Source organism: Variovorax nivicola, assembly GCF_051216475.1.
Classification (GTDB): Bacteria; Pseudomonadota; Gammaproteobacteria; order Burkholderiales; family Burkholderiaceae_C; genus Variovorax.
Genome location: NZ_JBPJZK010000001.1, coordinates 855,391 through 877,967, shown reverse-complemented (window position 1 = coordinate 877,967; position 22,577 = coordinate 855,391). Strand labels below are relative to the sequence as shown.

Genomic DNA, 22,577 nt, shown 5'->3' with positions numbered 1-22,577 from the left:
GCGCTAAGCTGTAAAACCGCTTATTCCTCCATGGTGGCCATCCTGGCCTCCAACCGCGACAAGGCCCCGAACATGTCCGACGAAACACCCGAAATCGCTGCCGTCATCGCACAGCCGATGCCGCTGGAACCCGAACTCGACGAAGCCCGCAAGGAACTGGTGGCGCTGATCGAGCACATCACCCAGGGGCAGGACGGCACCGTCATCACCGCCGTGCCCGGCCTGCAGGTGTTCTGCATCAGCAAGCCCGAAGGCCCCAAGCACGGCTTTGCATCCCCGGCGCTGGGCCTCATCGCACAGGGCTCCAAGCGGATCATCGTGGGCGACGACATCTACGTGTACGACCCCATGCACTACCTCGTCACCTCGGTCGACCTGCCGGTGTGCGGCCAGGTGTGCGTCACGAGCGAGAAGGAGCCGTACCTCGGCGTGCGGCTGGAGCTGGCCCTCGACGAAATCGGCGACCTCATCGGCGACGAGAAGCTGCCGGCCAAGGCCAATGCGCCGGCCTCGCGCGGCATGTACGTCAACCGCATCGCCATGCCGGTGCTGGAACCGGTGCTGCGCCTGCTGCGACTGCTCGACACGCCGGAAGACGTGCCGATCATGGCGCCGATGATCAAGCGCGAGATCATGTACCGCCTGCTGGTGAACGGCGAGGGCGCGCGGCTGCGGCAGATTGCCCTGCAGGACAGCCACACCCAGCGCATCGCCAAAGCCATCAGCGCGCTGCGCATGAACTACGCGCAGTCGCTGCGGGTGGAAGACATGGCGCGGGCAGTGCACATGAGCGTGTCGTCGTTCCACCATCACTTCAAGGCCGTCACCGCGATGAGCCCGCTGCAATACCAGAAGCAGCTGCGCCTGCAGGAGGCGCGCCGGCAGATGCTGATTGCCGGCGCCGACGTGGCGAGTGCCGCGCACAACGTGGGGTACGAAAGCCCGTCGCAGTTCGCGCGCGAGTACGGCCGCATGTTCGGCGCGCCGCCGCTGCGCGACAAGCGCCGGTGGCTCGGCGAGGCGGGCAACGATGCGATGGGCGCGGAGTCGATGGAAGCGGCATGAGCCGCATGAGCCCGCCGGAGCGCACGGTCGGCGCGTCGCATGGCTGAATCGAAGATCGCCATCTACGGCGCCATTGGTGCCAACGTGGCGATCGCGGTCACCAAGTTCATCGTCGCGGGCGTTACCGGCAGCTCGGCGATGCTGTCGGAAGGCATCCACTCGGCGGTCGACACCTTCAACGGCGTGCTGCTGCTGGTGGGGCTGCGCCTGAGCAAGCGGCCCGCGACGGTCGAGCATCCGTTCGGGCACGGCAAGGAGCTGTACTTCTGGAGCCTCATCGTCGCAGTGCTCATCTTCGGGCTGGGCGGTGGCATCTCGTTCTACGAAGGCATCCAGCACATCCGCCAGCCGGAGCCGATGCGCGACCCGACGTGGAACTACGTCGTGCTCGCGGCAGCGGCGCTGTTCGAGGGCACGAGCTTCCTCATCGCGCTGAAGCAGTTCCGCGCGCAGGCCCGTGGCCAGCCGTTCTGGCAGGCGCTCGACCGCAGCAAGGACCCGACCACCTATACCGTGCTGGCCGAAGACTCGGCCGCGCTGGTGGGCCTGGCGGTGGCCGCGCTCGGCATCTACCTCAGCCACGCGCTGGACATGCCGGCCCTCGACGGCGTGGCCTCGGTGGTCATCGGATTGCTTCTTGCGGGCGTGGCCGTTCTGCTCATCGCGCAGTCGCGCGGGCTGCTGATCGGGGAGGGCATCCGCCCAGAGACCGCACGCGCCATTCGCGCGCTGGCCATGGAGCAGCCCGGCGTGGAAGACGTGGGCCATGTGCTGTCGATGTACATCGGCCCGGAAGACGTGCTGGTGATCGTCGACGTCAACTTCAAGGACGACACGCCCACCGGCGACGCGGCCGAGGCCATCGCGGCCATCGAGAAGCAGGTGCGCGCGCGGTTCCCGATGATCAAGCGGATCTTCATCGAGGCGAGCGATGCGCCGTCGGCCAATGCCGGGGACGTGGGCGCCGAAGGAAAGAGCGGCGCAGCCTTGTAGCACTTGCTGCGATTTCTTGCGCTGACGTGACCATGCACGTTTTACGAAACTTCGCTATTGTTTTGTTCGCTGCAGCAGCCCGTTCATGTGATCGGGAGAACCAAACAACACGGAGAAATGCATGCTTTGGGAAAAGAAGCTGGCGCAGTGGAGCGCCGCCGTTCGCGCACGCGCCAACCTGCCTGCGCGGCTCACCTTGTGGGACGGCCAGTCGTATGACTTCGGCACCTTCAGCGGGCCTTCGGTCACGCTGCACGTGAAGTCGCCCGCGGCGCTGTCGCTGATGCTGCAGCCCACGCTCGACAACCTGGGCGAGGCCTACGTCAAGAGCAAGATCGACATCGAAGGCAAGCTCAGCGACGTCATCGACATCGCCTACGGCCTCGCCAAGACATCGATGGACAAGCCCGGTGGGGCGCTGCGGCACATGGCGCGCTACTTCGCGCACACCAAGTCGTCGGACAAGAAGTCCATCGAGTACCACTACGACGTCTCCAACGATTTCTACCGGCTGTGGCTCGACCCGAACATGGTCTATTCGTGCGCCTACTTCGAGAACGGCGACGAAGACCTCGCCACCGCGCAGCTGAAGAAGATCGACCACATCCTCACCAAGATCGAGCTGAAGCCGGGCCAGACCCTGCTCGACATCGGCTGCGGCTGGGGCGCGCTGGTGATCCGCGCGGCGCAGAAGTTCGGCGCGCGCTGCGTGGGCGTGACGCTGTCGCAGAACCAGTTCGACCTGGCGACCGAACGCGTGAAGGCCGCCGGCCTGCAAGACCGCATCGAGATCCGCCTGCAGGACTACCGCGACGTGACCGGCCAGTTCGACCGCATCACCAGCGTCGGCATGTTCGAGCACGTGGGCCGAAAGAACCTGCCCGCGTACTTCAAGCGCGTGCAAGAGCTGCTGGCCGACGACGGCGTGGTGATGAACCACGGCATTACCTCGTCCGACCCCGAGGGCGGCGGTGTGTCTTACGGCGGCGGCGACTTCATCGACCGCTACGTGTTTCCCAACGGCGAACTGCCGCACATCAGCCTGGCGCTGCAGGCCATGCAGCAGGGCGGACTCGAAGCATTCGACGTTGAAAACCTGCGCCGCCACTACGCGCAAACGCTGCGCTGCTGGAGCGACGCCTACGAAGCCAACAGCGAGAAGGCGCACGCCTTCGTCGACGAGGAGAAGTTCCGCATCTGGCGCATCTACCTCGCGGGCTGTGCCTATGCCTTTGAGAACGACGACGTGGCCATCTACCAGATCGTCGGGCGCAAGGCGGGGAGGTCGGCGAAGACGCTGCCGTGGTCGCGCCGCTATATCTACGACGGCACTTCGGCGTTGAACGCCGGCTGACTGACGGTGAAGCCGCTTCAGTAGCCCAGAAGACCGTCCCAGATGGCGAGTTGCGCCAGCTTGGGCACCGTGCCGACGACCACGCTTCCGCTGACGCCTTCGCCCATGCGCACCGCATTCGCCAAGGGGCCTGTGTAGCGCGGCCACGCAGTGCCGGCGCCGAATGCCGTGGCCTGCGGCTCGCGCGCGAAAGACACCAGCGCCGCTGCCATGCTCGCCGACAGCTGCGCTTCCGCGGCGCCGTTGCCGACCTTGTCCTTGTAGTAGTCCAGCCCGTAGGTGCCGAAGAGCAATGGCAGGTCGGCGCAGTGCGGCACGCCGTGTCCCGGTGCCTTGAGGGCGTGCGCATAGGTGCCGAAGCGCACGTCCTTGCCTTCGCTGGCGAGCCTGCCGGCGTAGTGCACCGAATGGACGCGAATGGCGTAGTCGCCATAGATCTCCACCAACAGGTCGCCGGCGCCCGTCGGCCGTCCCTCATCGGCCGCGGCCTGGCGGTAGTTTGCGAGCACCTGGCTGCTTGCCGTGGCCGAATTGGTCAGCGATGTGATGTATGCCAGCAGTTGCGTGTCGTTCTGCGGCAGAGGCGCCGTCAGCGCCTTGCCGGTGGCGGGGTCGATCAGGTCGACGAAGAAGCTGCCTTCGGTCAGCGTGGTCGTGATGATCACTGGCAGGTTGGCCGGCCATGCGGCGCGCGTCCAGTCCGCGAGGCAGAACTGCGCATCCACGACCGGAACGAACTTCGAACTGCGTCCGGTCGTGATGGTGGCTGGCAACGGCTGCGCGTTGAGCGCTATCTCCGCCGCATGGAGCGTGGCGGCCGGCACGTCGCGCAGGCCCCGCGGCGTGGTGTTCAGGCGGGCGGCCAGCAGCTCGGTGTACGCCGCCGCGTCCTTCAGGCTGAAGTTGTTCGGCGCCGCGTTGCTGCCCGGGCTCAGCAGCACGACTTTGCGAAGGAACTTCCGGGAGGCGGGGTTCTGCGCAATGACCGCCGCGCTGGTGCCACCGGCCGATTGCCCCATCAGGCAGATGTTGTCCGGGTCGCCCCCGAAAGCGGCGGCGTTCTGGTGCACCCATTGCAGCGCGGCCATCTGGTCTTGCAACTGCCAGTTGGCGACGCTGCCGGTGTCGGCATCGACAAGGTCCGGGTGCGAAAGGCCGCCCAGCGCGCCCAGCCGGAAGTTGACCGTGACCACCACCACGCCGAGTGCCGCGAGTGCTGCGCCGTTCATCAGCGGCATGCTGGTGGCGCCGGTGCGCCAGGCGCCGCCGTGCAGCCACACGATCACCGGCGCCTTGGCGGCGTCGGCGGCATTCGCGGGTGCCCACACGTTGACCGTCAGGCAGTCTTCGCTCTGCTGCGCCGGCACGGGATAAATCCATGTGACGTACGGCGGCAGCGTCTGCAGGCTGGCAGCGCCGAACTTGTCGGCATTCACCACGTCGGACGCGGGCTTGAACGGCTTCGGCGACTGAAAGCGCAGCGCGGCGACGGGCGGCTGGGCATATGGAATGCCGAGGTACGACGCAACGCTGCCGCTGACTTGTCCCTTGAACCGCCCCGAGGTGGTGTCGGCGACCGGCGCGGCGGCCTGTTGTCCGGTGCCTGTGCCATTGCCGGCAAAAGGTGTCGAGAAGCCGCCACCGCCTCCGCCGCCGCAACCGGCCAGCGGCAGCGCGATCAACGCGCCGGCCGCCTGGATGAACTGCCGCCGGCCTTCGGGCCAGATAGAGACAGGGAAAGAACTCTTCTTCTCGTGATGCGCCATCGTCGTCCTCGGGTGGCCGGTTCCACAGCGGACCCGACTTGCGGCCGATGCTAGGAGCGATGACCGTGCGATGACACCCGGGCGAATGAAACGCAGCTTTCTGAATATGCAGTTTCGAACGACGCTACCGCACCGTTTTCGAATAGGGCTCGGTGGCCTCCACCAGCATCGCAAGAAACTGCCGCCCCGCCAGCGTGAGGTCGCGGCGCGAGGGATACAGCGCGTGGATCGAGATGGTCGGCGGTGCCCACCCCGGCGCCACCACGCGCAGGCGACCCTGTTCCAGGTCTTTGGCGCACAGGCTGAGCGGCAGCCGCGCAATGCCGATGCCCGCGAGCGCCGCCTGGTGGATCTGCAGCAGGCTGTCGCTGGTGAAACGTGGATGCACATTCAGCTCGACCTCGGCATCGCCGGGCCCGCGCAGCAGCCAGCGCGAGGGATGCGGGCCGAAGGTCCAGCCGATGGCGGGGCAGTCGTCCAGCGCGGCAAGCGCTTGCGGCGTGGCCGGCTCGCCCAGCGATTCGAACAGCGCCGGCGCGGCTGCAAGCAGGTACGGAAAATCGCCGAGCTTGCGCGACACCATGCTCGAATCGGGCAGCGTGTCGATGATCGGGCGAATCAGCAGGTCGGCGGCCTCGCTCCAAGGGGAGGGGCGCCCGTCGGTGGAGTCCAGCGTCAGCGTCACCTTCGGATGCCGCTTGACGAACTCCACGCACAGCCGCCCGACCAAGCCCGTGGCCATGGCAACGGGGCACGACACCCGCAAATGGCCCGACGGCTCGTTGAGCGTGTCCTGCGCCACGGCGAGCGCGTTGCGGGTTTCGGCGCGAATCGCCAGGCCGTGCTGGTACAGGCGTTCGCCGATCTCCGTCACCTTGAAGCGCCGGGAGCTGCGCACCAGCAGGCTCACGCCCAGGCGCTTTTCGAGGCCCGCGATGCGGCGGCTCAACCGGGACACGGGAATGTTGTGGCGCGTGCTCGCGGCGTTGAACCCGCCGGCTTCCACCACCAGCACGAGCGCGATCAGGTCGTCGACGACGCCGTTGAGTTCATCCATTCGCAGCTTTCTGAAGCGCCGGGCGTCTGGATGACGCCGGCCGGCAGCACCGGACTGTAGCCAACGAACGGCGCCGAGAGCTTGAGCTGAGGACAGGGGCTCATGCCGTCTATAGCATGCACGGCTCATGACCTCTCCCAATAGAACAACAAACCGCCCGCTGGTCATCGCCTCCATCATGGCCTCCATGGCGATGGTGGCCATCGAAGCCACCATCGTCTCCACCGTGATGCCGCAGATCGCCTCGGAGCTGGGCGGCCTGCATCTCTACAGCTGGGTGTTCGCCTCCTTCCTACTCGCGCAGACCGCGATGACGGTGGTGTTCGGCAAGCTCTCCGACCTGTACGGCCGCAAGCCCATCATGTTCGTGGGCATCGCCGTCTTCGTCATCGGCTCGGTGCTGGCGGGCTTCTCGTGGTCGATGCCGGCCATGATCTGCTTCCGTCTGATCCAGGGCATTGGCGCGGGCGCCATCCAGCCCGTGTCGCTCACCATCGTGGGCGACCTCTATCCGGTGCGCGAGCGCGGCAAGGTGCAGGGCTGGCTCGCAAGCGTGTGGGCCGTGTCGGCGGTGGTGGGGCCGATGATCGGCGCGCTGATCGTGCAGAAGCTGTCGTGGGCCTGGATCTTCTGGGTCAACGTGCCCATCGGGCTGGCCGCGGCTGCAGGCTTCTGGTTCTTTCTGCACGAGGCGCCTACGGTGCGGCGCTCGTCCATCGACATGGTGGGTGCGGTGCTGTTCACCATCGGCATCGCGGCGCTGATGATTGCGCTGACCGAGTTCGGCGTTGGCAATTCGGGCGTGGCGCTCGCGTGGGCCGGGTTGTTCGTCGTCACGCTCGTGCTGTTCATCGCACAGGAGCGCCGTGTGGCCGACCCTATGGTATCGCTGCGCCTGTGGGGCGCGCGGATGATCGCCACCGTGAACGGCGCGGCCATGCTCGCCGGCATGGTGCTGATCGGCATCACGACCTTCCTGCCGATGTACGTGCAGGTGGTGCTCGAGCGTTCTTCGGTCACGGCCGGCCTCACGCTCACGATGGTGATGCTCGGCTGGCCCATTGGCGCCACGCTGACCTCGCGCACCTTCCATCGCATCGGGCTTTGGCGCATGGTGGTGGCAGGTGCGGCGCTGATTCCGGTGGGCACATCGACCTTCGCCTTGCTGGGGGCCGGCAGCTCGCCGGTGTTGCCGGCCGTGGGCTCTTTCATCATCGGCCTCGGTATGGGCGTGATGAGCCTGAGCTCGCTGATCCTGATCCAGGAGGGCGTGGAGCTTTCGCAGCGCGGCGTCGCCACGGCATCGAATGTGTTTTCGCGCAACCTCGGCAGTGCGCTGGGCGCTGCCTTCTTCGGTGCGGTCTTCAACTTCGGGTTGACGCGCGGGGACGGCACGATGATGTTCACCGACGACCAACTGCGCCTGCTGCTGCAGGGCGTGCACGGCTCCGTCGCGGGGGATGCGGGCATCAGGCTGGCGCTGGGCGGCTCGCTGCATCTCACCTTCATGGCGATGCTCGTCGTGAGCCTGGGCGTGATCGCGCTGGCGTTGCTGCTGCCCAAGGAAGGGCTGGAGAGTCATGCGGTGGGAGCGGGCGAGGCCGCGCCGAAGTAGCCGGTTTCAGGGCCCCAGCAGAGACTTCTTCATGTACGCCAGGTAGAAGCCGGGCGAGTAGTCGTCGATGCGGGCGTACTCCTCGTAGCCGTGCTTCAGGTAGAACGCCCGCGCCTGCCATTCGAAGGTGTCGAGCTTCGCGTTCTTAGCGCCCAATGCAATGGCCTGCCGCTCGGCTTCGACGAGCAGGCGGCTGCCGAGGCCCGCGCCTCGCGCGTCTTCTTCGACGAAGAGCACTTCGACGTTGAGCCAGTACAGGAACACGAAGCTGCGAAGTCCGCCGAGCAGTCGCCCGTTTTCGTCCCGTGCGTCGAGGCGGATGTACTGCTGCTCGGGGTACTCGCCGACGAAGCCGTAGTTGTAGTGGCGCAGCTTGAGGCCGAGCTCGCCAGAGCGGACTTCTTCGGGCGTGGGGGTCGAAATGGTGATGCTTGTCATGGCGTGTGGGCTGGGCAAGGACCGGGCAACTGTACCGGCCCCGAACCGCCACCCACTCAGGAATGACAGACGAACCCATCCTTGAGCAGCGTGATCTCGAACTGCAGGTTGCCTGCGCGCGCACCGCGTGCCTGTGCCAGCGTGCCGTCCGCGCGCCATTGGCGCAACGCGGCGGCCAGGTAGTCGCGCGAGGCGGCATCGCCCTGTGGCAGGCGGATGGCGGCGTCTGACGGCGGGCGCAGGCCGCTTGCCAGTGGCTTGTAGAAACGCCATTCGTCGTTCTTCAACAGGCGTTCCAGCACTTCGGCGTCTTCGGCCAGCGCCGCGCATTCGCCAGCCATGAAGGCCGACACGGCATGCACGGAAGACGGATAGCTGCGCGGCTCGGCCCCGTAGCGCAGCGACACCGCACCGGCATAGCCCGAGCCTTCGCCCACGCAGACCGGTGCGCCGCGCAGTGCCTCCGCATCCTGCACGCGGCCCTTGCGCAGCGCGACCACGAGGCCGCTGCCGGTGTCGTAGCTGCCGGGAGCCGCGTCGATGCCTTTCGGCGCGGCGGCAGACGGCACTCCCGCGATCAGCAGATCGACGCGGCCTTCGCGCAGCGCTGCATCTTGCGCGGCAGCGTCCAGCCCTACCAGTTCCAGCGTCACGCCCAGTGAGCGGGCCAGTTCGCGCGCCAGTGCGGCGTCGAAGCCATCGGGCTCCGGTGGCGTGGGTGCTTCGGGCGGCGCAGGGCGCGGATAGCGGCGCACGCCGACGACCAGCGTGCCACGCTCGATGGCCTTGGCCAGCACCGGCCCCTTGGGCAGTGCGCTCAGGCGGCTACCCGAAGCCCACGATGCGCCCAGGCCGGCCAGCGCAGCGGCTGCGACGAGCGAAGCGCCGGCCAGTGCAAGCCGGCGAGGGCGCGAAGCCGCAGGGGAAGCCGCGTCACTCATCGAGGCTCAACCCCCTTCGCCAGCGCAGCAACCGCCGCTCAAGCAGCGCAAGCAGGTAGTTGAGCACCAGCCCCAGCACCGCCAGCAGCAGGATGCCCGCATACATGGTCGGTATCTGGAAGGTCTCCTGCGAATTCAGCGTGAGAAAGCCCAGCCCCGAATGCGCGCCGATCATCTCGGCCGCCACCAGCGCGGTGATGCTGTACGCCCCCGCCAGCCGCACGCCGGTGAAGATCGACGGCAGCGAAGCCGGCAGCACCACCTTGAAGAAGATGAAGCGCTGCGACGCGCCCATCGACAGCGCCGAGTTCACGAGCAGCCGGTCGACCTGCTTCACACCGCTCACCGTGCTCAGCAGCACAGGCCAGAACGAAGCCCAGAAGATGATCGCCACCTTCGACAACTCGCCGATGCCCAGGAACAGGATGAACACCGGGAACAGCGCGAAGGCCGAAGTCTGCCGAAAGAGCTGCAGCACCGGATCGACGATGGCCGCCAGCCGCCTTGAACTGCCGATCAGCAGGCCCAGCACCACGCCGAAGAAGCTCGCAAGCACCAGCCCCCACAGCGAGCGCTGCAGGCTGGCCGTCATGTGCTTCCAGAGCTGGCCGGTGTCGACGAGCTGGGCAATGCTCGCGATCACGGCGGAAGGCGGGCTCAGGTAGGCATCGCTCACGGTGCCCAGGCGCGGCAGGGCCTCCCACAGCGCCAGGAAGATCACGATGCCGATGCCGCGTTCGGCCACCCGGCCGAGGCCGCGAGCGAACTTCCTGAAGAAGCTGCCCGGCTGGCGAGCTACAGGCGCGTCGAGCACGGCGCTCATGACACGACTCCTTCAAGCGACCTGGGCCGCAGGCCGATCTGCACTTCGTCCTTCAGCACCTCCCACGCCCGCTGGCGCAGCGCGGCGAACTCGGCCGAGTGACGAAGCTCCGCCGAGCGCGGGCGCGCGAGCGGGATGTCGATGATGTCCTTGATGCGGCCGGGCCGCTGCGTCATCACCGCCACGCGGTCCGACAGGTACACCGCTTCTTCCAGGCTGTGCGTGATGAAGACGATGGTCTTGCGGTACTGCTCCCAGATGCGCAGCAGCTCGCCCTGAAGAATCTCGCGCGTCTGCGCATCGAGCGCGGCGAAGGGTTCGTCCATCAGCAGCACGTCGGGCTTGTAGGCGAGCGAGCGCGCAATGGCGACGCGCTGCTTCATGCCGCCCGAAATCTCGTGCGGATAGCGGTCCGCAAAGCCATGCAGGCCGACCAGCTCGAGGTATTCGTGCGCGGTGCGACGGCGCTCGGCCTTGCCGATACCGCGTATCTCGAGCCCGACCGCGATGTTGTCGAGCACCGAGAGCCACGGAAACAGCGCGTAGCCCTGGAACACCACGCCCTGGTTGCGGTTGATGCCCGCGAGCGGCTGGCCGTTGATGGCGATGCGCCCGCCGGTGCGCTCGGTCAGCCCCGCCAGGATGCCGAGAAAGGTCGACTTGCCGCAACCCGACGGGCCGAGCACCGAGAGGAATTCGCCCTCGCGCACGTCGAGGTCGAAGCCTTCGAGCACGCGCACGCGCTCGCTCGCACCGCGTGCCGCGTAGTCCATCCGCACATCGCGGGCAGAGATCTTGATGGTCATCGGCGCGTGCTCAGGTCTTCGCGGCGATCTTGGCGGCAAAGGGGTTGAACTCGTTCGTGTACACGTCCTTCACCGCCACCTTGCCGGCGGCGAGCTTGCCTTCGGACTGCAGGATGTCGATGTAGTACTGGATCGGCGGCTCGGTCACCACCAGGTCGTCGACGTAGGCATAGCGGTCGACGTTCTTCAGATCCATGTTGATGCGCTTGGCCACCAGCTTGCGCGCTTCCTCGGTGTTGGCGTTGACCCAGTTGCCGGCCTTGGCCAGCGCAACGACCACGTCGCGCACCGCCTCGGGGTGCTGGCGGATGAACTGGCCGTGCGCGCTGTAGGGCGCCATGCCGCCGAGGCCGCCGTCGAGGTCGAAGTCGCTCCACAGCCGCACGAGCTGGTCGGCGTTGTCGGCGCGGCCGGAGAAGGGCGCGTGGATGATCGCCAGGTCGGTGTTGCGCGTTACCAGCGTCTGCTCGGCCTGCTCGTCGGGAATGACGACGAAGTTGATCTTGTTCACGTCCACGCCATGCTGGCGCAGGTACTTCTTGGTGACGAATTCGGCGCAGGCGCCGAAGCTGTTGAAGCCGATGGTCTTGCCTTCGAGGTCCTTCGGTTCGCGGATGCCCGAGTCCTTGCGAACGAAGTACTTCATGTGCGGCGCTTCCTGCAGCGTCTTGCCGCCTGCTGCCACCACCTTGAGGTCGGCGCCCGAGGCAATGGCCGAGATCACCAGGGGCACCATGCGGCTGCCGAAGTCGATCTCGCCCGTGCCCACCAGCGGAATGATCTGCGGCGCGGCGATCTTGCCGACGTACTCGGGGCGCGTGTTCGTGCCCTCGAAGTAGCCGAGCTCGTCGGCCAGGTAGATCAGGTCGAACGAAGGGTTGTTCGGGTACTTGAAGGCAACCTTCTCGCCCGTCTTCTTCACCACCGCCGGTGCGCCGCCGGCCGATGCGGTCTTGCCTTCTTCACGCGAGCAGCCCGCCAGCAGCAAGCCGCCGAGGCCGCCGGCCGCGGTCAGCGAGGCAAAGGTCTTGAGCGCAAGGCGGCGTGAAGGGAGGGAGGTGGCTTCGATGGACATGGCGGCGCGCTCCGGCAGGGGAGCGGTCTGGGAGTTGGCGGAGCGCCGATGCTAGAAAGCGCCTCGCGCCGCGCCAACGAAGAAAACCGCCTATGCATATGCGGCGACGGATAAGCGCGACAGCGGCGTGGAAATGCTTGCCGCGCCGCATCTGCGGGGGCATCCTCGACGGCTCTTTTCCCGTTCTTCATCCACCGTCAAGACAAGACACACCCATGACCTATCACGCCGACTCCAAGCGCTACGACGCCATTCCTTATCGCCGCGTCGGGCGCAGCGGGCTCGTGCTGCCCGCCATCTCGCTCGGGCTCTGGCACAACTTCGGGGACACCACCTCCATCGCCACGCAGCGCCAGCTGCTGCGCACGGCCTTCGACCTGGGCATCAACCACTTCGACCTGGCCAACAACTACGGCCCGCCGTACGGCAGCGCCGAAACCAACTTCGGCCGGCTGCTGCGCGAAGACTTCAAGTCATACCGCGACGAACTCATCATCTCCAGCAAGGCCGGCTGGGACATGTGGCCGGGCCCGTACGGGCAGGGCGGCGGCTCGCGCAAATACGTGCTCGCGAGCCTCGACCAGAGCCTGCAGCGCCTGGGCGTGGACTACGTCGACATCTTCTATTCGCACCGCTTCGACCCGCACACCTCGCTGGAAGAAACCGCCTCCGCGCTGGCCCAGGCCGTGCAGCAGGGCAAGGCGCTGTACATCGGCATTTCGTCTTACTCGGCCGGCAAGACGCGCGAGATCGCCGCGCTGCTACGCGAGTGGAAGGTGCCGCTCCTGATTCATCAGCCGGCCTACAACCTGTTCAACCGCTGGATCGAGAAAGACCTGTTGAACGCGACCGATGAACTGGGCGCCGGCGTCATCGCCTTCACGCCGCTCGCGCAGGGATTGCTGACCGACAAGTATCTGAAGGGCATTCCGGCCGATGCGCGCATCAACCGACCCGGCGGCGGCTCGCTCAAGCAGGAGCACCTGTCCGAAGCCAACGTGGAGCGTGCCCGTGCGCTCAACGAGATCGCCAAGCGCCGCGGCCAGACGCTGGCTCAGCTCGCGCTGACGTGGACGCTGCGCGACCCGCGCGTCAGCTCTGCGCTGATCGGTGCGAGCCGGCCCGAGCAGATCGTCGACAACGTCGCGGCGCTGTCGCATGCACCCTTGAGCACGGAGGAGCTGGCCGAGATCGACAAGTACGCGGTGGAAGGCGGCGTCAATCTGTGGGAGAAGCCTTCGACCGATTTCGCCTGAGGGCCCGCGATTCACGAACCGCATCAGGAAACTTGGAATCCGTCTTTGGCAAAGGCGGTGGTGCTCAGCAGAATCGGCGAAAGAAAGCATTTCCCGATTCATTGCCATGCAACTGCGCACCCACTACGTTTCTCCGGCCGCCCAGGCGCGCCATGTGCTCGACCTGACGGCGAAGGCATGGCGCATTCCCCAGAGTTCGCCGCATGCCCTGGCACGCCGCGCGCCGCACGGCTATGTGCCGCTGAGGGTGCTGCGGCGGCTGCAGGCGGCGGCGATGCTGACCCTGCTGCCGCACTCGTGGTGAGCCGGCCCGTTCAGAACGACCAGTTCAGGCTGACCTTGAGCCCGTGGTCCTGGAGCCCGTCGCCGAACTGGCCAGAGTAGGAGGCGTTCAGCGAGAGGTTCGGACGAAGTTGGGTCTCCATGCCGGCTTCAAGCACCGCGACGTTTTTCGCCAATGGCACCCCAGCCAGCGTGAACGGCAGGCTGCCTGCGAATGCGAGCGTGCTCTTCGGCGCTGTGTCGCCGAACGCATGGCGCCAGCCCAGCACGCCGCGCAGGCGTGTGCTGTCGCTCAGCTGCATGCCGGCCCGCAGGCCAATGGTGGAGAAGGTGGTCTCGATGCTGCCGCCGAAGCCGTACAGCGCGGCGGCACCGCCTTGCTCGAGGAACGCATCGCTGCGCAGCCGCACATGGGCCAGGCCCGCGAACGGCTCCAGAGTGGTGCTTCCCAGATCGATCCGCTGGCCGACTTCGCCGAACACCTGCGAGGTGGTGCTGTCGTACTTGCTGGCCATGTTGCCGGCAAAGCCCGCGAAGGCGACGGAGCGGTTGGTGTCGTTCTTGTTCCAGCTCTGGCTGGCGCCAAGGCGCAGTGCCGTCGCTCCCCACTGCGTGCCGCCATAAATGCCGAGGTGGTAGCTGTCGGTCTTGCTGCTGCTGTTGTTCGAGCTGGTGTCCGCGCTTGCACGGCTGTAGCCGCCGAGCGCGCCGACGCGCCAGCCGCCGCCAATGCCGGTGTCGAAGCCGGCCATGAAGCCGCCGATGTCGCGCTTGAGCTTTGCCGCGTTGCCGTCGCTGTCGATGTGCCCCCAGGAGCCGAACACCTGGGCCCAGCCGGCGCGTGCCTGGCTGTCTTCGGGCGTGCACTCTGCCTGCGACTGTTGCGGCATCGGCATCGGCATCGGCTTCACGCTGCCCGGCGCGCACGCCGCGCTGCGCAGCCGGTCGATGGCGGCCTCGCGCACGAACCGGCTGTCTTCCAGCGCCGCAGTCTTCGAGGAGGCATGGATGTCCGCCGACAACTGGTTCAGCGCGTCGCGCGCCGCGAAGTCGTTGGGCAGCCAGGCCATCGCGGTGACAAGGCTGTTGTTGTTGGGCATGGTGTCGAGCGCCGCGCCAACCGCCACCTGGTTGGGCGTGCCGCCCGCTTCGACAAAGCCGCGCACCTTCTCGGCGGTCAGGTAGACGTGGTTCGCGTCGTAGCTGTCGGCCAGGCGCACGAAGGCGCTCTGGATGTCGCCCGTCAGGCTGTAGGTGCCGGTGATGCCGCCATCCGCGCTCAGCACGGTATATCGGGTGCCCAGGCCGTAGGCAGCGCTGCCGGTGCGCACCACCTGCAGGTTCGAACCGCTGCCGATGCTCGCGGTGCCGCTCACGCGGATAAGGTCGGAGGCGCTGGAGGCGGGATCGACCTCCACCTGGTACGTGGAGCCCGAGGACTGGGCGAAGTTGCCGTTGATGCTGAGGGTGCCGATCGAGTTGCCGGGCGCGATGATGCCCGCGACTGTCGTACTGCCCACCGTGCCCGATCCCTGCAGTCGCCCGAGGGCCAGCACGTTCACGCTGCCGTTGAGCGTGCCGTTGACCGCGAGCGTGCCGCCTTCGACGGATGTCATGCCCACGATGGCTGCGCTGCCGCCGAGAACGAGCGTGCCGCCTTTGACGTTCAGGGTGTTCGCTGCAACGCTGCCGTTGAGTTGCGCATTGCCCGAGTTCATGACGATGGAATCCATCCCGCTGATCGTGTAGGGCGCGCCGTGGATGAAGCTGTTCGCACCGAGGTTGAAGTTCAGCGCGTCGACGCCATCGCCCGTGATGTTGCCGTTGATCGTGCCGCCGGTGACAGTCACCGTGTCGGTGCCCGTGCCGAGCACGATCGAGCCGTTGATGCGGCCAGCAGTGGTGATGGCGACATTGCCGCCGGTCTCGTCGGTGCCGTCGCGGTTGGCATCGCCGTCCCTGATCGCGACGCCGGAAGCGCCTGCATTGATGACCGCGCCCGCGCCGATGTTGACAGTACCGCCGGCCGCAGCCGAAGTGTGGATCGCGGCGCCGAAGCTGTCGCCCCCGGTCACGGTGCCACCAGACACATCCACTGCGAAAGTACCGCCGCTGCTCGCAGCGAAGATGCCGTCGCCGTTGGTCCCGCTGGCAGTGACCGTGCCCCCGGTCATCTGCAGCTGGGCCAACCCTTTGCCGCTCTGTTGCACCCACAAACCGATCGGCCCCGTGGACAGAACAGAACCACCACTCATGGTGATGCTTGCCGTACCAGTGTGGTTGGGGCCCGTGATCTGCGACCTGACGGCTGCACCGGATGCCTGGACCGTGCCGCCAGTTATCACGACGGTCGCGTTGCCTGTTCCGTTGACGCCGGCCGTCGACGCGATGATCCCGTTCCCTGTCCCGGTGTTCAAGACCTGTCCGCCGGTCAGCGTCACCTGGGCACCTCTGCTGGAACTGGCGCCCGCGTTCGCTGATACGGTGGCGGCCGTGCCAGTCGAAGTGAGCGTTCCGGCGCCGATGTTCACGGAAGCGAGCCCGCCAGTTGCGCTGTTGTTCACCGTCACTGCCGAACCCGTAGCCGTGATCGACTGGACATCGGTCACATTGACGGTGAGTTCAGGGTTCACCGGGCCGAGAATCGACTGAAGCGATACGCCTTGCGTGCCCGAAATCACCATGCCCGGGTTGGCGAGGTTGATCGTCAATCCGTTGGACCCGGCGTAGGAAATCCCTGTCGCATAGCTCGCGGCAGAGCAGGTGACGGTGTCGTTCCCCGCTCCATCTGCTCCGCACTCGTTGGCAGCACGCGCGCGCTCGGGTGCTGCGGCAAACAGCGCCACCGCCAGCGCGATCGTCGTTGCAGGGAACGTACGGACGTTGACCGCGGCAGATCCTTTGCAAAACGCAGGCGCCACGTTCTGGGGTTGGGCGAGCAAGCGCTTCTGCGACGCACGGCTGGTGCACGATTTCATTTGACATTCCGTCACGAATTGAAACGTCTTGCATCATCCTCGTCGATGTGCATTCGTACAACTCGGCGCATACGACGAAATCATTCAGTGCGCTGAATTTCTTGCAATCGTTGGTGGACCGCGACGTGCCGCGAACGGTCGAGCGCGAGCACTCAGCAGATATCGATATAGAAATTCGGCGCAAACGGTGCGCGCGATGCCCAAGAGAATTTGACGCAATTCTTTCAAGGGCGCTTGGCGCCTTACACCGTGTCCTATCCGCGGTCCCTACTACGCAGGCTCGGCGCCCGAAGTGCTGGCTACGAACATCGAGAAGGAAACGAGAGGAAGCAGGAGTCAGGAGTTGAGTTCGAGGTGAGTCGGAGTCGGGTTGCGTTTTTTTGTGCAATTCGATGGACGACTTTGGGCGGGCCCTTGGGCCCGTTTTTTTTTAGCCTCGCGCTGTGGACGCACCGAGCAGGAAGTCCGTGACCTCATCGGAGAACACATAGCGCTGCCCGCCGATGAGCACGCTGTCCGGGCTCGCGGGGTCCGGCCGCGCTGTGGGCATGCCGTGCGCGACCAGCGCTTCGGCACAGCCGAGCCAGTCTCCTTCGCCCTCCGGCTCATTGCATGAAGCCCACGAGAGGCCGCCGCAGGCGCTGTCGTCGAAGCCGTGCCGTTCTTCCCAGCTTGCGCCGTGCGCCAGCAGGAATCGGACGAGCCCGGCATCGCCGCGGAACACGGCCTTGTTCAGCGCCGAGGCATCCCAGTCGCCGCCGCGAGTCGCGATGGGCCAGCCGAGTTCGACCATCAGCTTCACTGCATCGCTGCAGCCCTGCGCCGCGAGCTCCGGCAGCAGGCGCAGCTGCGCTTCGGAGAGCGAGGCGACAAGGCCCGGGTGCGCCGCGTGGATTCGGCGGGCCGTGGCTTCGTCGCCTTGTGCGCAGGCGGTGATGAAGGCTTCGTCCACGGGAAGCGGGGTGCCACCTCCTGCAGCCTGCAGCAAGCGCGCAACCTCCGGCTGCCCGAACCGCAGGGCGACGGTGTACGCGCTCGTGCCATCGCGCGTAGTGGTCGAGGGATCGGCACCCGCTGTCAGCAAGGCTTCGATGTGCGCAGGCGACCTGCGACGCCGAATGGCCCACAGCAGCAGCGAACCCCAGTCGGACGTGGGAGGGCCCATGGGCGGCTCGTTCGCGTTGCCGCCGTGCGCGAGCAGGAGGCGCAGCGTTTCCACGTCGTCGAGATCGAGCACGCGATAGAGCGCATTCGTGCCCGCGATGCGCGCGCCGGCGCTGAGCAACAGCCGCGTGCAGGCCGGGTTCTCGAGCGAGTGATAGAGCGATTCACCGTCGTTCGGATTGGCACCTGCGTCCAGCAGCAGTTTCGTGAGTTCGGGGTCGCGGTTCTGGCCGGCGGCGCCGTAGAGGGCGGACAGCCGCTCGGTGTCGGAGGGCGTATCGACAGACACCGGAGGCCAGCGGTTGCCGACTGACTGATCGGGATCAGCACCGGCATCGAGCAGCAGCTTCGCGCAGGCATGCAGGCGTTCACGGAATTCGGGCAATTGCATCAGGCCGGAATGGGCCAAGGCAACAAGCGGCGGGAGAGCGAGCGGGCCTCCCGCGCGGTGCACCCAGCCCGGGTCTTGCTCGATCGTGCGGCGCAGCAGCGCTTCGTTGCCGACCGCACAGGCAAGGATGGGGTCGTCACCCAGCAGGCCGGGGCTTTCGTCGAGCAGGCGCAGGGCCACCGATGGCCGCGCGCGGTTCGTTCCACCGGCGATGTCGCCCGCGTAGACAAGGCGCAGCCAGTAGAGGACGGACTTTGCCGGGTCGTCGGCCTGCGACCGTCGCGCGAGAACAAAACCCTGCAGGTCGGCCCAGGATGCGAAGCCGTATTCGCGCGCCACGCACGACTGCGCGTCGTGCAGGCGCAGGTCAAGGGCTGCGATCACAGGGTCGCTCTTGCCGGCAGCGGCCGGCAAGGCTTCGCGGAACCGGGCGGTGGCGGTGGGGTCGTTGCTTCGGTAGAGAGCAAGCAGCTCCTTGGCTTGCTTCTTCAGATGGCCCAGGTCGGGCCGGGCGGGCATGCGCTTCATGTGAACCTCCGTGCATCAGACGCCGATGACCCGCAAATCCGGCTGCACAAAAGGCGTGTGGATCGGCAAATGAAGGCAAGTGGGTTCAACCCTTCCCGCGGGTCCGGGCGCGGCTTGCACCGCGGGCGGGATGTTAGGGCACGATGCGCGCGCCGGTCAACGGACAGACAGCGAGCGGCTACAGTGGCGCGCACATCCATCTTCCCGATATCCGACGCAAACCATGCTGCCCCGATTCATCCAGCGGCTCGCCGCACGCCTTGGTGGTTCGACCTCGACGCCCGACTCTCCGATAGAGGGCCGGCTCGCGGTAAAGCCGGGCGATTTGCTGACCCGGCGCGACCGGCGAGCTTGGCGGGCTGTCTGGATTCTCGAGGTCGACCCGTGGCCCGATGGAACGTCGGCCGCCCACTGCCTGAACTACAAGCCGATGGACGCGAAGCCCACGGCCGATTCTCTGAAGCAGACTGAGGTGTCGATATGGCATGCCCCCATCGACGCGGGCAGCTTCGGCGAAGGCTGGGAGCTGATCGGCAACCGGCCGCCCACCGAAGAAGACCTGATCGGCTTTGCTGAGTACTTGAGGCTCACCGACTTTCCGCGCTACCTCGAAGTGACCGGCAAGGGCAGCAAGGAGATCGTCCACGAGGCCAACGCGCACTACCTGCGCGGGAACGAACTCTGCGAACAGGGAAAGAAGCAGGAGGGCATCGCCGAATACGACGCGGCGGTGGAGCTGTTTCCGCTGTTCTTCGAAGCCATCGACAACCGGGCGTTCACCCACATGGAGCTCGGGAATTTCCGTGAAGCGCTGAACGACTTCGAGCAGTCGCTGCAGGTGAATCCCGATGGGCCTGCCGCTTTCTTCTCGAAGGGCGAGTGCCTCATGCGGCTGGGTGAGCTGGCCGCCGCAGAGGCCGTTTTCACGGAAGGAGTGGAACGGTTTCCCGAGAAGAAGGCGCTCTTCCAGGACTTCCTGAAGCGCGTGCGGGCGCAACGCTCGGCAAAAGGATAGCCGTGGTCAGCGCGGCGGCTGCGAACGCAGCTGCTCCCTGAGAATCCGCCGAATCTCCAGAATCGCCAGCGGGTTCTCCTGCACGCTATGCGCCGACGGAATCACCAGCTCCGACGCCGCGCCGTCCAGGTGCGAGCTTGCATACGGCACGATGCCGTCGCTCGACAGTGCCTGCGCCACGCCGGGCGTGTCGTTGCCGATGATCGAATGAAAGCGCACGCGTGGATTCATCGGCAGCCCCGACGACAGCCGCACGAACGGGTCGCGGTCGCTCAGGTTGTCGATGCTGTTGGGAATGCGCAGCGGCTCCTGGCCCTGCGTGCTGGGCGCGATGCGGATCAGCTCGCGCGAGATGTCGCCCAGCTGCCCCAGCATTGCCACCGGCAGCGTGATGAGGTTGGCCACCCAGCGCGAGACGCGGTTGTTGGCAAAGTCGGTGCCGCGGTGCGGCGAGGCGATGAAGATTGCGTCGCTCACCTGCGGCAGCGGCTCGAAGCGCAGATAGGGCGCGAGCTTTTCCTCCATGCGCTGCTGTTGCGCGCCCTGCATCGGGTAGCTGGCGAGCAGCGCGTCCCAGAGCTTGTCTTCCGACGACGACACCATCAGCCGTGACAGCACGCCGCCCATGCTGTGGCCGATCAGCGTGATGTTGTTCGAAGCCTCGGCCTTGCCGGTGGGGTCAAAGTGCGCCAGCGTCTGCGTGACGGCTTCGCGGATCGCGAAGTTGTTGATCGGCAGCGGTGCGTTGGTGGGGTAATACACCTGCCAGATCTGGTAGCGGCGGCGCAGCGTTTCGTCGCCGAGCACTTCGTTGGCCACGTTGATCCACGCCTCGGGGCTGCTCGCGAGGCCGTGCAGCATGATGACCGTGCGTCGGTTCGGGTCGTAGGGCTGCATCAGGTAGATGCGCGGCTGCGTGAGCCCGTCGCGGCCGCCGAACAGGCTGCGCAGGGCCTGCAGCGCGAAGTCGGAGCGCGCGAGCCACAGGCCGTAGCCGGAGGTGAAGTTGGCGGCCAGCGGCACCTCCTGCCCGGCCAGTTGCACGTTGGCGGTGCGGTACGGGTCGTAGGCCGCGATGCGCAGCGTATGCGTGCTCAGGATCTCGCCGAGATTGGCGCCGTCGAACAGCAGCAGCGCGGTGACGGCGGGGAACGGCATCTCGCGGTAGGGCGGCCGGGGCGGGCGCTTGTCGTCGGCTGGGGCGGACATTGCCTCCTCATCCGTGCGCTTGGCGTTCGCCGCCACCAGTTCCGCGCCGAAGCCGTCGCGCCGGTAGGTGTTGCGCAGGCCCGAGAAGGTCAGCGAGGCGGCGGGAATCAGCTCGTCCGGCAGCGGCGCGCTGGCGGGCAGGCGCAGGGCCGACACATCGGTTTCGATGTGCCAGTCGCCCACCTGCGGCACCTCCGGAGGCGCCGTGTCCGATGGCGAACCGGTGCGCCGATACGTCTTGAAGAGGCCGGTAATGGCCTGCTGCACCGCGTAGTTGTAGTAGTCGCGAACCTGCGTCTGCCGGTCTTCGAAGGCTCGATCGCGCGGCTTGCGAGCGGTGTAGAACAGGTAGGCGTAGGCATGGCGCGCGGTTTCGAGCCAGGCTTCGATGGCCGTGGTGGACGACGCGGCCGGCTCCGCGGCGGTGCCGCCTTTCTCCGCCGCGAGCGCCACCTGGAGCCACACCTCCGACAGTGCGGACAGCCGCTGTTCGTCGCTCAGGCCCGACGAGTCGGCCAGCGCGTTGCGGCAGGCCTGGCCGTCCTTGCGGCACAGATCGGCGTCGGAGCCGATCACGCGCAGCACTTCCTGCGCGGAGGTGCTGAGCTTGCCGGTGGTCAGCACGTCGCCGCGGCGCTGCGCGAGGTACTCGGCCGGCGAGATCGAACCGACCTTCACGCCCGCGCAACCGACCATCAGTGCAGCGGTGCACAGAAGGGAAAGAAGGCGCACGCGCATCACGGCTTCGCCTTGGGTGCCTTGGACTCCTCGAGGCCCGGCAGGCCTTGCCGGATCGCCTGCGAGAAGTTCGCGCCTGGCGCTTTGTCTGCGGCGATGGCGCGGTCGGTGATGCGGCCCGCCGCGCGCAGCGCTTCCATGCTGTAGCCAGGCGTGAGGCCGCCCACGTCGTAGAGGTAGTCGGGCAGGTAGCCCGAGGCCAGCAGCCGCCAGTCCATCGGCAGGCCGGGCACGATGCGCTTGGCCAGGGCGTACACGATGGTGGTGCAGTTGGCGGTGAGCGTGTTGTAGTAGCTCGGCGCGCGCACCAGCGCCGCTCCTTCGCCGAGGTAGGCCATGAACAGCGAGCGCATTTCCTGCTGCGGCAGGCGCACGCGGTACATGTAGACGTCTTCGCCGCGTACGTTGGTGCGCACGCGCATGATGTCGTGCTCGTCGGCCGCAATGAGGCTGGTCTCGAACTGCTTGAAGAAGCCGCCGACAGATGAAAAACTCTCGCCGCGTTCCTTGCGGATCTCGATGGAGAAGGTAACGAACTGCCCGTCGTCGAACCCGAAGGACACCAGCGTGTGCGCGATGGCCGGGCCGCTCCAGTACGACAGCGCCACGTCGACAGAGCGCAGGCGGTCGAGGTCGTAGCTGCGCGTTTCCCAGCGCTGGGTGTAGTCGGTGTCGCTGCGCCATTCGAAGTTGCGCACGTTGTCCATCGTCACGATGTTGCCGTCTACGTGGGCGCGTAACTGGCGTGCCACGTCGTCGGCCCACACGCGGTTCTGCGAGGGCAGGATGCTGCTCCACCAGACCATGAACACGGCAAAGCCCACGACATAGGAGAGCAGGGCGCGCGCGGCACGACCGCGCCACAGCAGCGCGATGGCCGCGAGGCCGAAAGCGCCCCACAGAACGCCTGCGCCGATCTTGACGGCGGCCGGCCCGGGAAACTGGTACCAGAGGGCAAGGCAGGCCCACATCGCCGAGAGCAATACGACGAGCGATGCCGCGAGGCGGCCGAGGAAGCGCAGGATCATTCAGGTCAACGGAGAGTGAGGCGCGATTATCTCCGCCCGACCTGGGCGCCCCGGG

18 protein-coding genes are annotated in these 22,577 nt (G+C 66.8%); 7 read left to right on the top strand and 11 right to left on the bottom strand.

All coding sequences use genetic code 11. The features are described from left to right. Positions 1 to 72: 72 nt before the first annotated feature. The 3 genes from ACSFBF_RS04095 (at position 73) to ACSFBF_RS04085 (ending at position 3,412) form a co-directional block, all read left to right on the top strand. Positions 73 to 1,065: an AraC family transcriptional regulator gene (locus tag ACSFBF_RS04095; RefSeq protein WP_435465917.1), complete on the top strand. Its 993-nt coding sequence runs from the start codon at positions 73 to 75 to the stop codon at positions 1,063 to 1,065. Positions 1,066 to 1,104: 39 nt separating this feature from the next. Further along, positions 1,105 to 2,058, top strand: a complete 954-nt coding sequence (locus ACSFBF_RS04090) for a cation diffusion facilitator family transporter (RefSeq protein ID WP_435465049.1) — start codon at positions 1,105 to 1,107, stop codon at positions 2,056 to 2,058. Positions 2,059 to 2,179: 121 nt separating this feature from the next. Then, the gene (locus ACSFBF_RS04085; protein WP_258355008.1) at positions 2,180 to 3,412 is read left to right on the top strand and encodes an SAM-dependent methyltransferase; all 1,233 of its coding nucleotides are present in this window, start codon (positions 2,180 to 2,182) and stop codon (positions 3,410 to 3,412) included. Positions 3,413 to 3,429: 17 nt separating this feature from the next. Here the strand turns inward: ACSFBF_RS04085 and ACSFBF_RS04080 are convergent, their stop codons facing one another. After that, entirely contained in the window at positions 3,430 to 5,178 is a 1,749-nt protein-coding gene (locus ACSFBF_RS04080; protein ID WP_435465048.1) for a carboxylesterase family protein, read from the bottom strand. A 124-nt stretch (positions 5,179 to 5,302) separates the two neighbouring features. Next, complete coding sequence (locus ACSFBF_RS04075; protein WP_435465047.1) at positions 5,303 to 6,235, bottom strand: LysR substrate-binding domain-containing protein; 933 nt, start codon at positions 6,233 to 6,235, stop codon at positions 5,303 to 5,305. 127 nt (positions 6,236 to 6,362) lie between these two features. Here ACSFBF_RS04075 and ACSFBF_RS04070 point away from each other — a divergent pair, with 127 nt between their 5' ends. Next, on the top strand, positions 6,363 to 7,850 hold the full coding sequence (locus ACSFBF_RS04070) for an MFS transporter (RefSeq protein WP_435465046.1): 1,488 nt from the start codon (positions 6,363 to 6,365) through the stop codon (positions 7,848 to 7,850). A gap of 6 nt (positions 7,851 to 7,856) precedes the next feature. Here the strand turns inward: ACSFBF_RS04070 and ACSFBF_RS04065 are convergent, their stop codons facing one another. The 5 genes from ACSFBF_RS04065 to ACSFBF_RS04045 are packed head-to-tail and all read right to left on the bottom strand — an operon-like array spanning position 7,857 to position 11,933. Beyond that, positions 7,857 to 8,288, bottom strand: coding sequence for a GNAT family N-acetyltransferase (locus ACSFBF_RS04065; RefSeq protein WP_435465045.1), 432 nt, complete (start codon positions 8,286 to 8,288; stop codon positions 7,857 to 7,859). 56 nt (positions 8,289 to 8,344) lie between these two features. Further along, positions 8,345 to 9,229 carry a substrate-binding periplasmic protein gene (locus ACSFBF_RS04060; protein WP_435465044.1) on the bottom strand — a complete coding sequence of 295 codons (885 nt, stop codon included), beginning with the start codon at positions 9,227 to 9,229 and terminating at the stop codon, positions 8,345 to 8,347. Continuing rightward, entirely contained in the window at positions 9,222 to 10,052 is an 831-nt protein-coding gene (locus tag ACSFBF_RS04055) for an ABC transporter permease (RefSeq protein WP_435465043.1), read from the bottom strand. The genes ACSFBF_RS04060 and ACSFBF_RS04055 overlap by 8 nt, the downstream gene beginning before the upstream one ends. Beyond that, entirely contained in the window at positions 10,049 to 10,858 is an 810-nt protein-coding gene (locus ACSFBF_RS04050; RefSeq protein ID WP_435465042.1) for an ABC transporter ATP-binding protein, read from the bottom strand. The genes ACSFBF_RS04055 and ACSFBF_RS04050 overlap by 4 nt, the downstream gene beginning before the upstream one ends. Before the next feature lie 10 nt (positions 10,859 to 10,868). Further along, a complete protein-coding gene (locus ACSFBF_RS04045; RefSeq protein WP_435465041.1) occupies positions 10,869 to 11,933 on the bottom strand; it encodes an ABC transporter substrate-binding protein in 1,065 nt (354 codons plus the stop codon). Positions 11,934 to 12,148: 215 nt separating this feature from the next. On the opposite strand from ACSFBF_RS04045, the gene mgrA reads away from it, so the two are divergent. Both mgrA and ACSFBF_RS04035 read left to right on the top strand, forming a co-directional pair. After that, positions 12,149 to 13,189, top strand: coding sequence for an L-glyceraldehyde 3-phosphate reductase (gene mgrA / locus ACSFBF_RS04040; RefSeq protein WP_435465040.1), 1,041 nt, complete (start codon positions 12,149 to 12,151; stop codon positions 13,187 to 13,189). A 106-nt stretch (positions 13,190 to 13,295) separates the two neighbouring features. Then, positions 13,296 to 13,493 (top strand): hypothetical protein, encoded by a 198-nt coding sequence (locus ACSFBF_RS04035; RefSeq protein WP_435465039.1) that lies wholly within the window; start codon positions 13,296 to 13,298, stop codon positions 13,491 to 13,493. 10 nt (positions 13,494 to 13,503) lie between these two features. On the opposite strand, the gene ACSFBF_RS04030 is transcribed toward ACSFBF_RS04035, so the two are convergent. Further along, entirely contained in the window at positions 13,504 to 16,449 is a 2,946-nt protein-coding gene (locus ACSFBF_RS04030) for an autotransporter outer membrane beta-barrel domain-containing protein (protein WP_435465038.1), read from the bottom strand. 430 nt (positions 16,450 to 16,879) lie between these two features. After that, positions 16,880 to 18,532, bottom strand: a complete 1,653-nt coding sequence (locus ACSFBF_RS04025; RefSeq protein WP_435465037.1) for an ankyrin repeat domain-containing protein — start codon at positions 18,530 to 18,532, stop codon at positions 16,880 to 16,882. A gap of 79 nt (positions 18,533 to 18,611) precedes the next feature. Between ACSFBF_RS04025 and ACSFBF_RS04020 the strand changes: the two genes are divergently transcribed. Further along, positions 18,612 to 19,547 (top strand): tetratricopeptide repeat protein, encoded by a 936-nt coding sequence (locus ACSFBF_RS04020; RefSeq protein ID WP_435465036.1) that lies wholly within the window; start codon positions 18,612 to 18,614, stop codon positions 19,545 to 19,547. A 6-nt stretch (positions 19,548 to 19,553) separates the two neighbouring features. Here ACSFBF_RS04020 and ACSFBF_RS04015 read toward each other — a convergent pair whose 3' ends face one another. Further along, a complete protein-coding gene (locus ACSFBF_RS04015) occupies positions 19,554 to 21,494 on the bottom strand; it encodes an esterase/lipase family protein (RefSeq protein ID WP_435465035.1) in 1,941 nt (646 codons plus the stop codon). Next, entirely contained in the window at positions 21,494 to 22,522 is a 1,029-nt protein-coding gene (locus ACSFBF_RS04010) for an Lnb N-terminal periplasmic domain-containing protein (RefSeq protein ID WP_435465034.1), read from the bottom strand. Before ACSFBF_RS04010 ends, ACSFBF_RS04015 begins: the two co-directional genes overlap by 1 nt. Positions 22,523 to 22,577: the final 55 nt, after the last annotated feature.

Bases quoted from the DNA above. Each gene is read 5' to 3' on its own strand.
- ACSFBF_RS04010 (WP_435465034.1), bottom strand. From the start codon at position 22,522: ATGATCCTGCGCTTCCTCGGCCGCCTCGCGGCATCGCTCGTCGTATTG.
- ACSFBF_RS04080 (WP_435465048.1), bottom strand. From the start codon at position 5,178: ATGGCGCATCACGAGAAGAAGAGTTCTTTCCCTGTCTCTATCTGGCCC.
- ACSFBF_RS04075 (WP_435465047.1), bottom strand. From the start codon at position 6,235: ATGGATGAACTCAACGGCGTCGTCGACGACCTGATCGCGCTCGTGCTG.
- ACSFBF_RS04030 (WP_435465038.1), bottom strand. From the start codon at position 16,449: ATGAAATCGTGCACCAGCCGTGCGTCGCAGAAGCGCTTGCTCGCCCAA.
- ACSFBF_RS04085 (WP_258355008.1), top strand. From the start codon at position 2,180: ATGCTTTGGGAAAAGAAGCTGGCGCAGTGGAGCGCCGCCGTTCGCGCA.
- ACSFBF_RS04050 (WP_435465042.1), bottom strand. From the start codon at position 10,858: ATGACCATCAAGATCTCTGCCCGCGATGTGCGGATGGACTACGCGGCA.
- ACSFBF_RS04070 (WP_435465046.1), top strand. From the start codon at position 6,363: ATGACCTCTCCCAATAGAACAACAAACCGCCCGCTGGTCATCGCCTCC.
- ACSFBF_RS04060 (WP_435465044.1), bottom strand. From the start codon at position 9,229: ATGAGTGACGCGGCTTCCCCTGCGGCTTCGCGCCCTCGCCGGCTTGCA.
- ACSFBF_RS04025 (WP_435465037.1), bottom strand. From the start codon at position 18,532: ATGAAGCGCATGCCCGCCCGGCCCGACCTGGGCCATCTGAAGAAGCAA.
- ACSFBF_RS04035 (WP_435465039.1), top strand. From the start codon at position 13,296: ATGCAACTGCGCACCCACTACGTTTCTCCGGCCGCCCAGGCGCGCCAT.
- ACSFBF_RS04095 (WP_435465917.1), top strand. From the start codon at position 73: ATGTCCGACGAAACACCCGAAATCGCTGCCGTCATCGCACAGCCGATG.
- mgrA (WP_435465040.1), top strand. From the start codon at position 12,149: ATGACCTATCACGCCGACTCCAAGCGCTACGACGCCATTCCTTATCGC.
- ACSFBF_RS04015 (WP_435465035.1), bottom strand. From the start codon at position 21,494: ATGCGCGTGCGCCTTCTTTCCCTTCTGTGCACCGCTGCACTGATGGTC.
- ACSFBF_RS04045 (WP_435465041.1), bottom strand. From the start codon at position 11,933: ATGTCCATCGAAGCCACCTCCCTCCCTTCACGCCGCCTTGCGCTCAAG.
- ACSFBF_RS04055 (WP_435465043.1), bottom strand. From the start codon at position 10,052: ATGAGCGCCGTGCTCGACGCGCCTGTAGCTCGCCAGCCGGGCAGCTTC.
- ACSFBF_RS04065 (WP_435465045.1), bottom strand. From the start codon at position 8,288: ATGACAAGCATCACCATTTCGACCCCCACGCCCGAAGAAGTCCGCTCT.
- ACSFBF_RS04090 (WP_435465049.1), top strand. From the start codon at position 1,105: ATGGCTGAATCGAAGATCGCCATCTACGGCGCCATTGGTGCCAACGTG.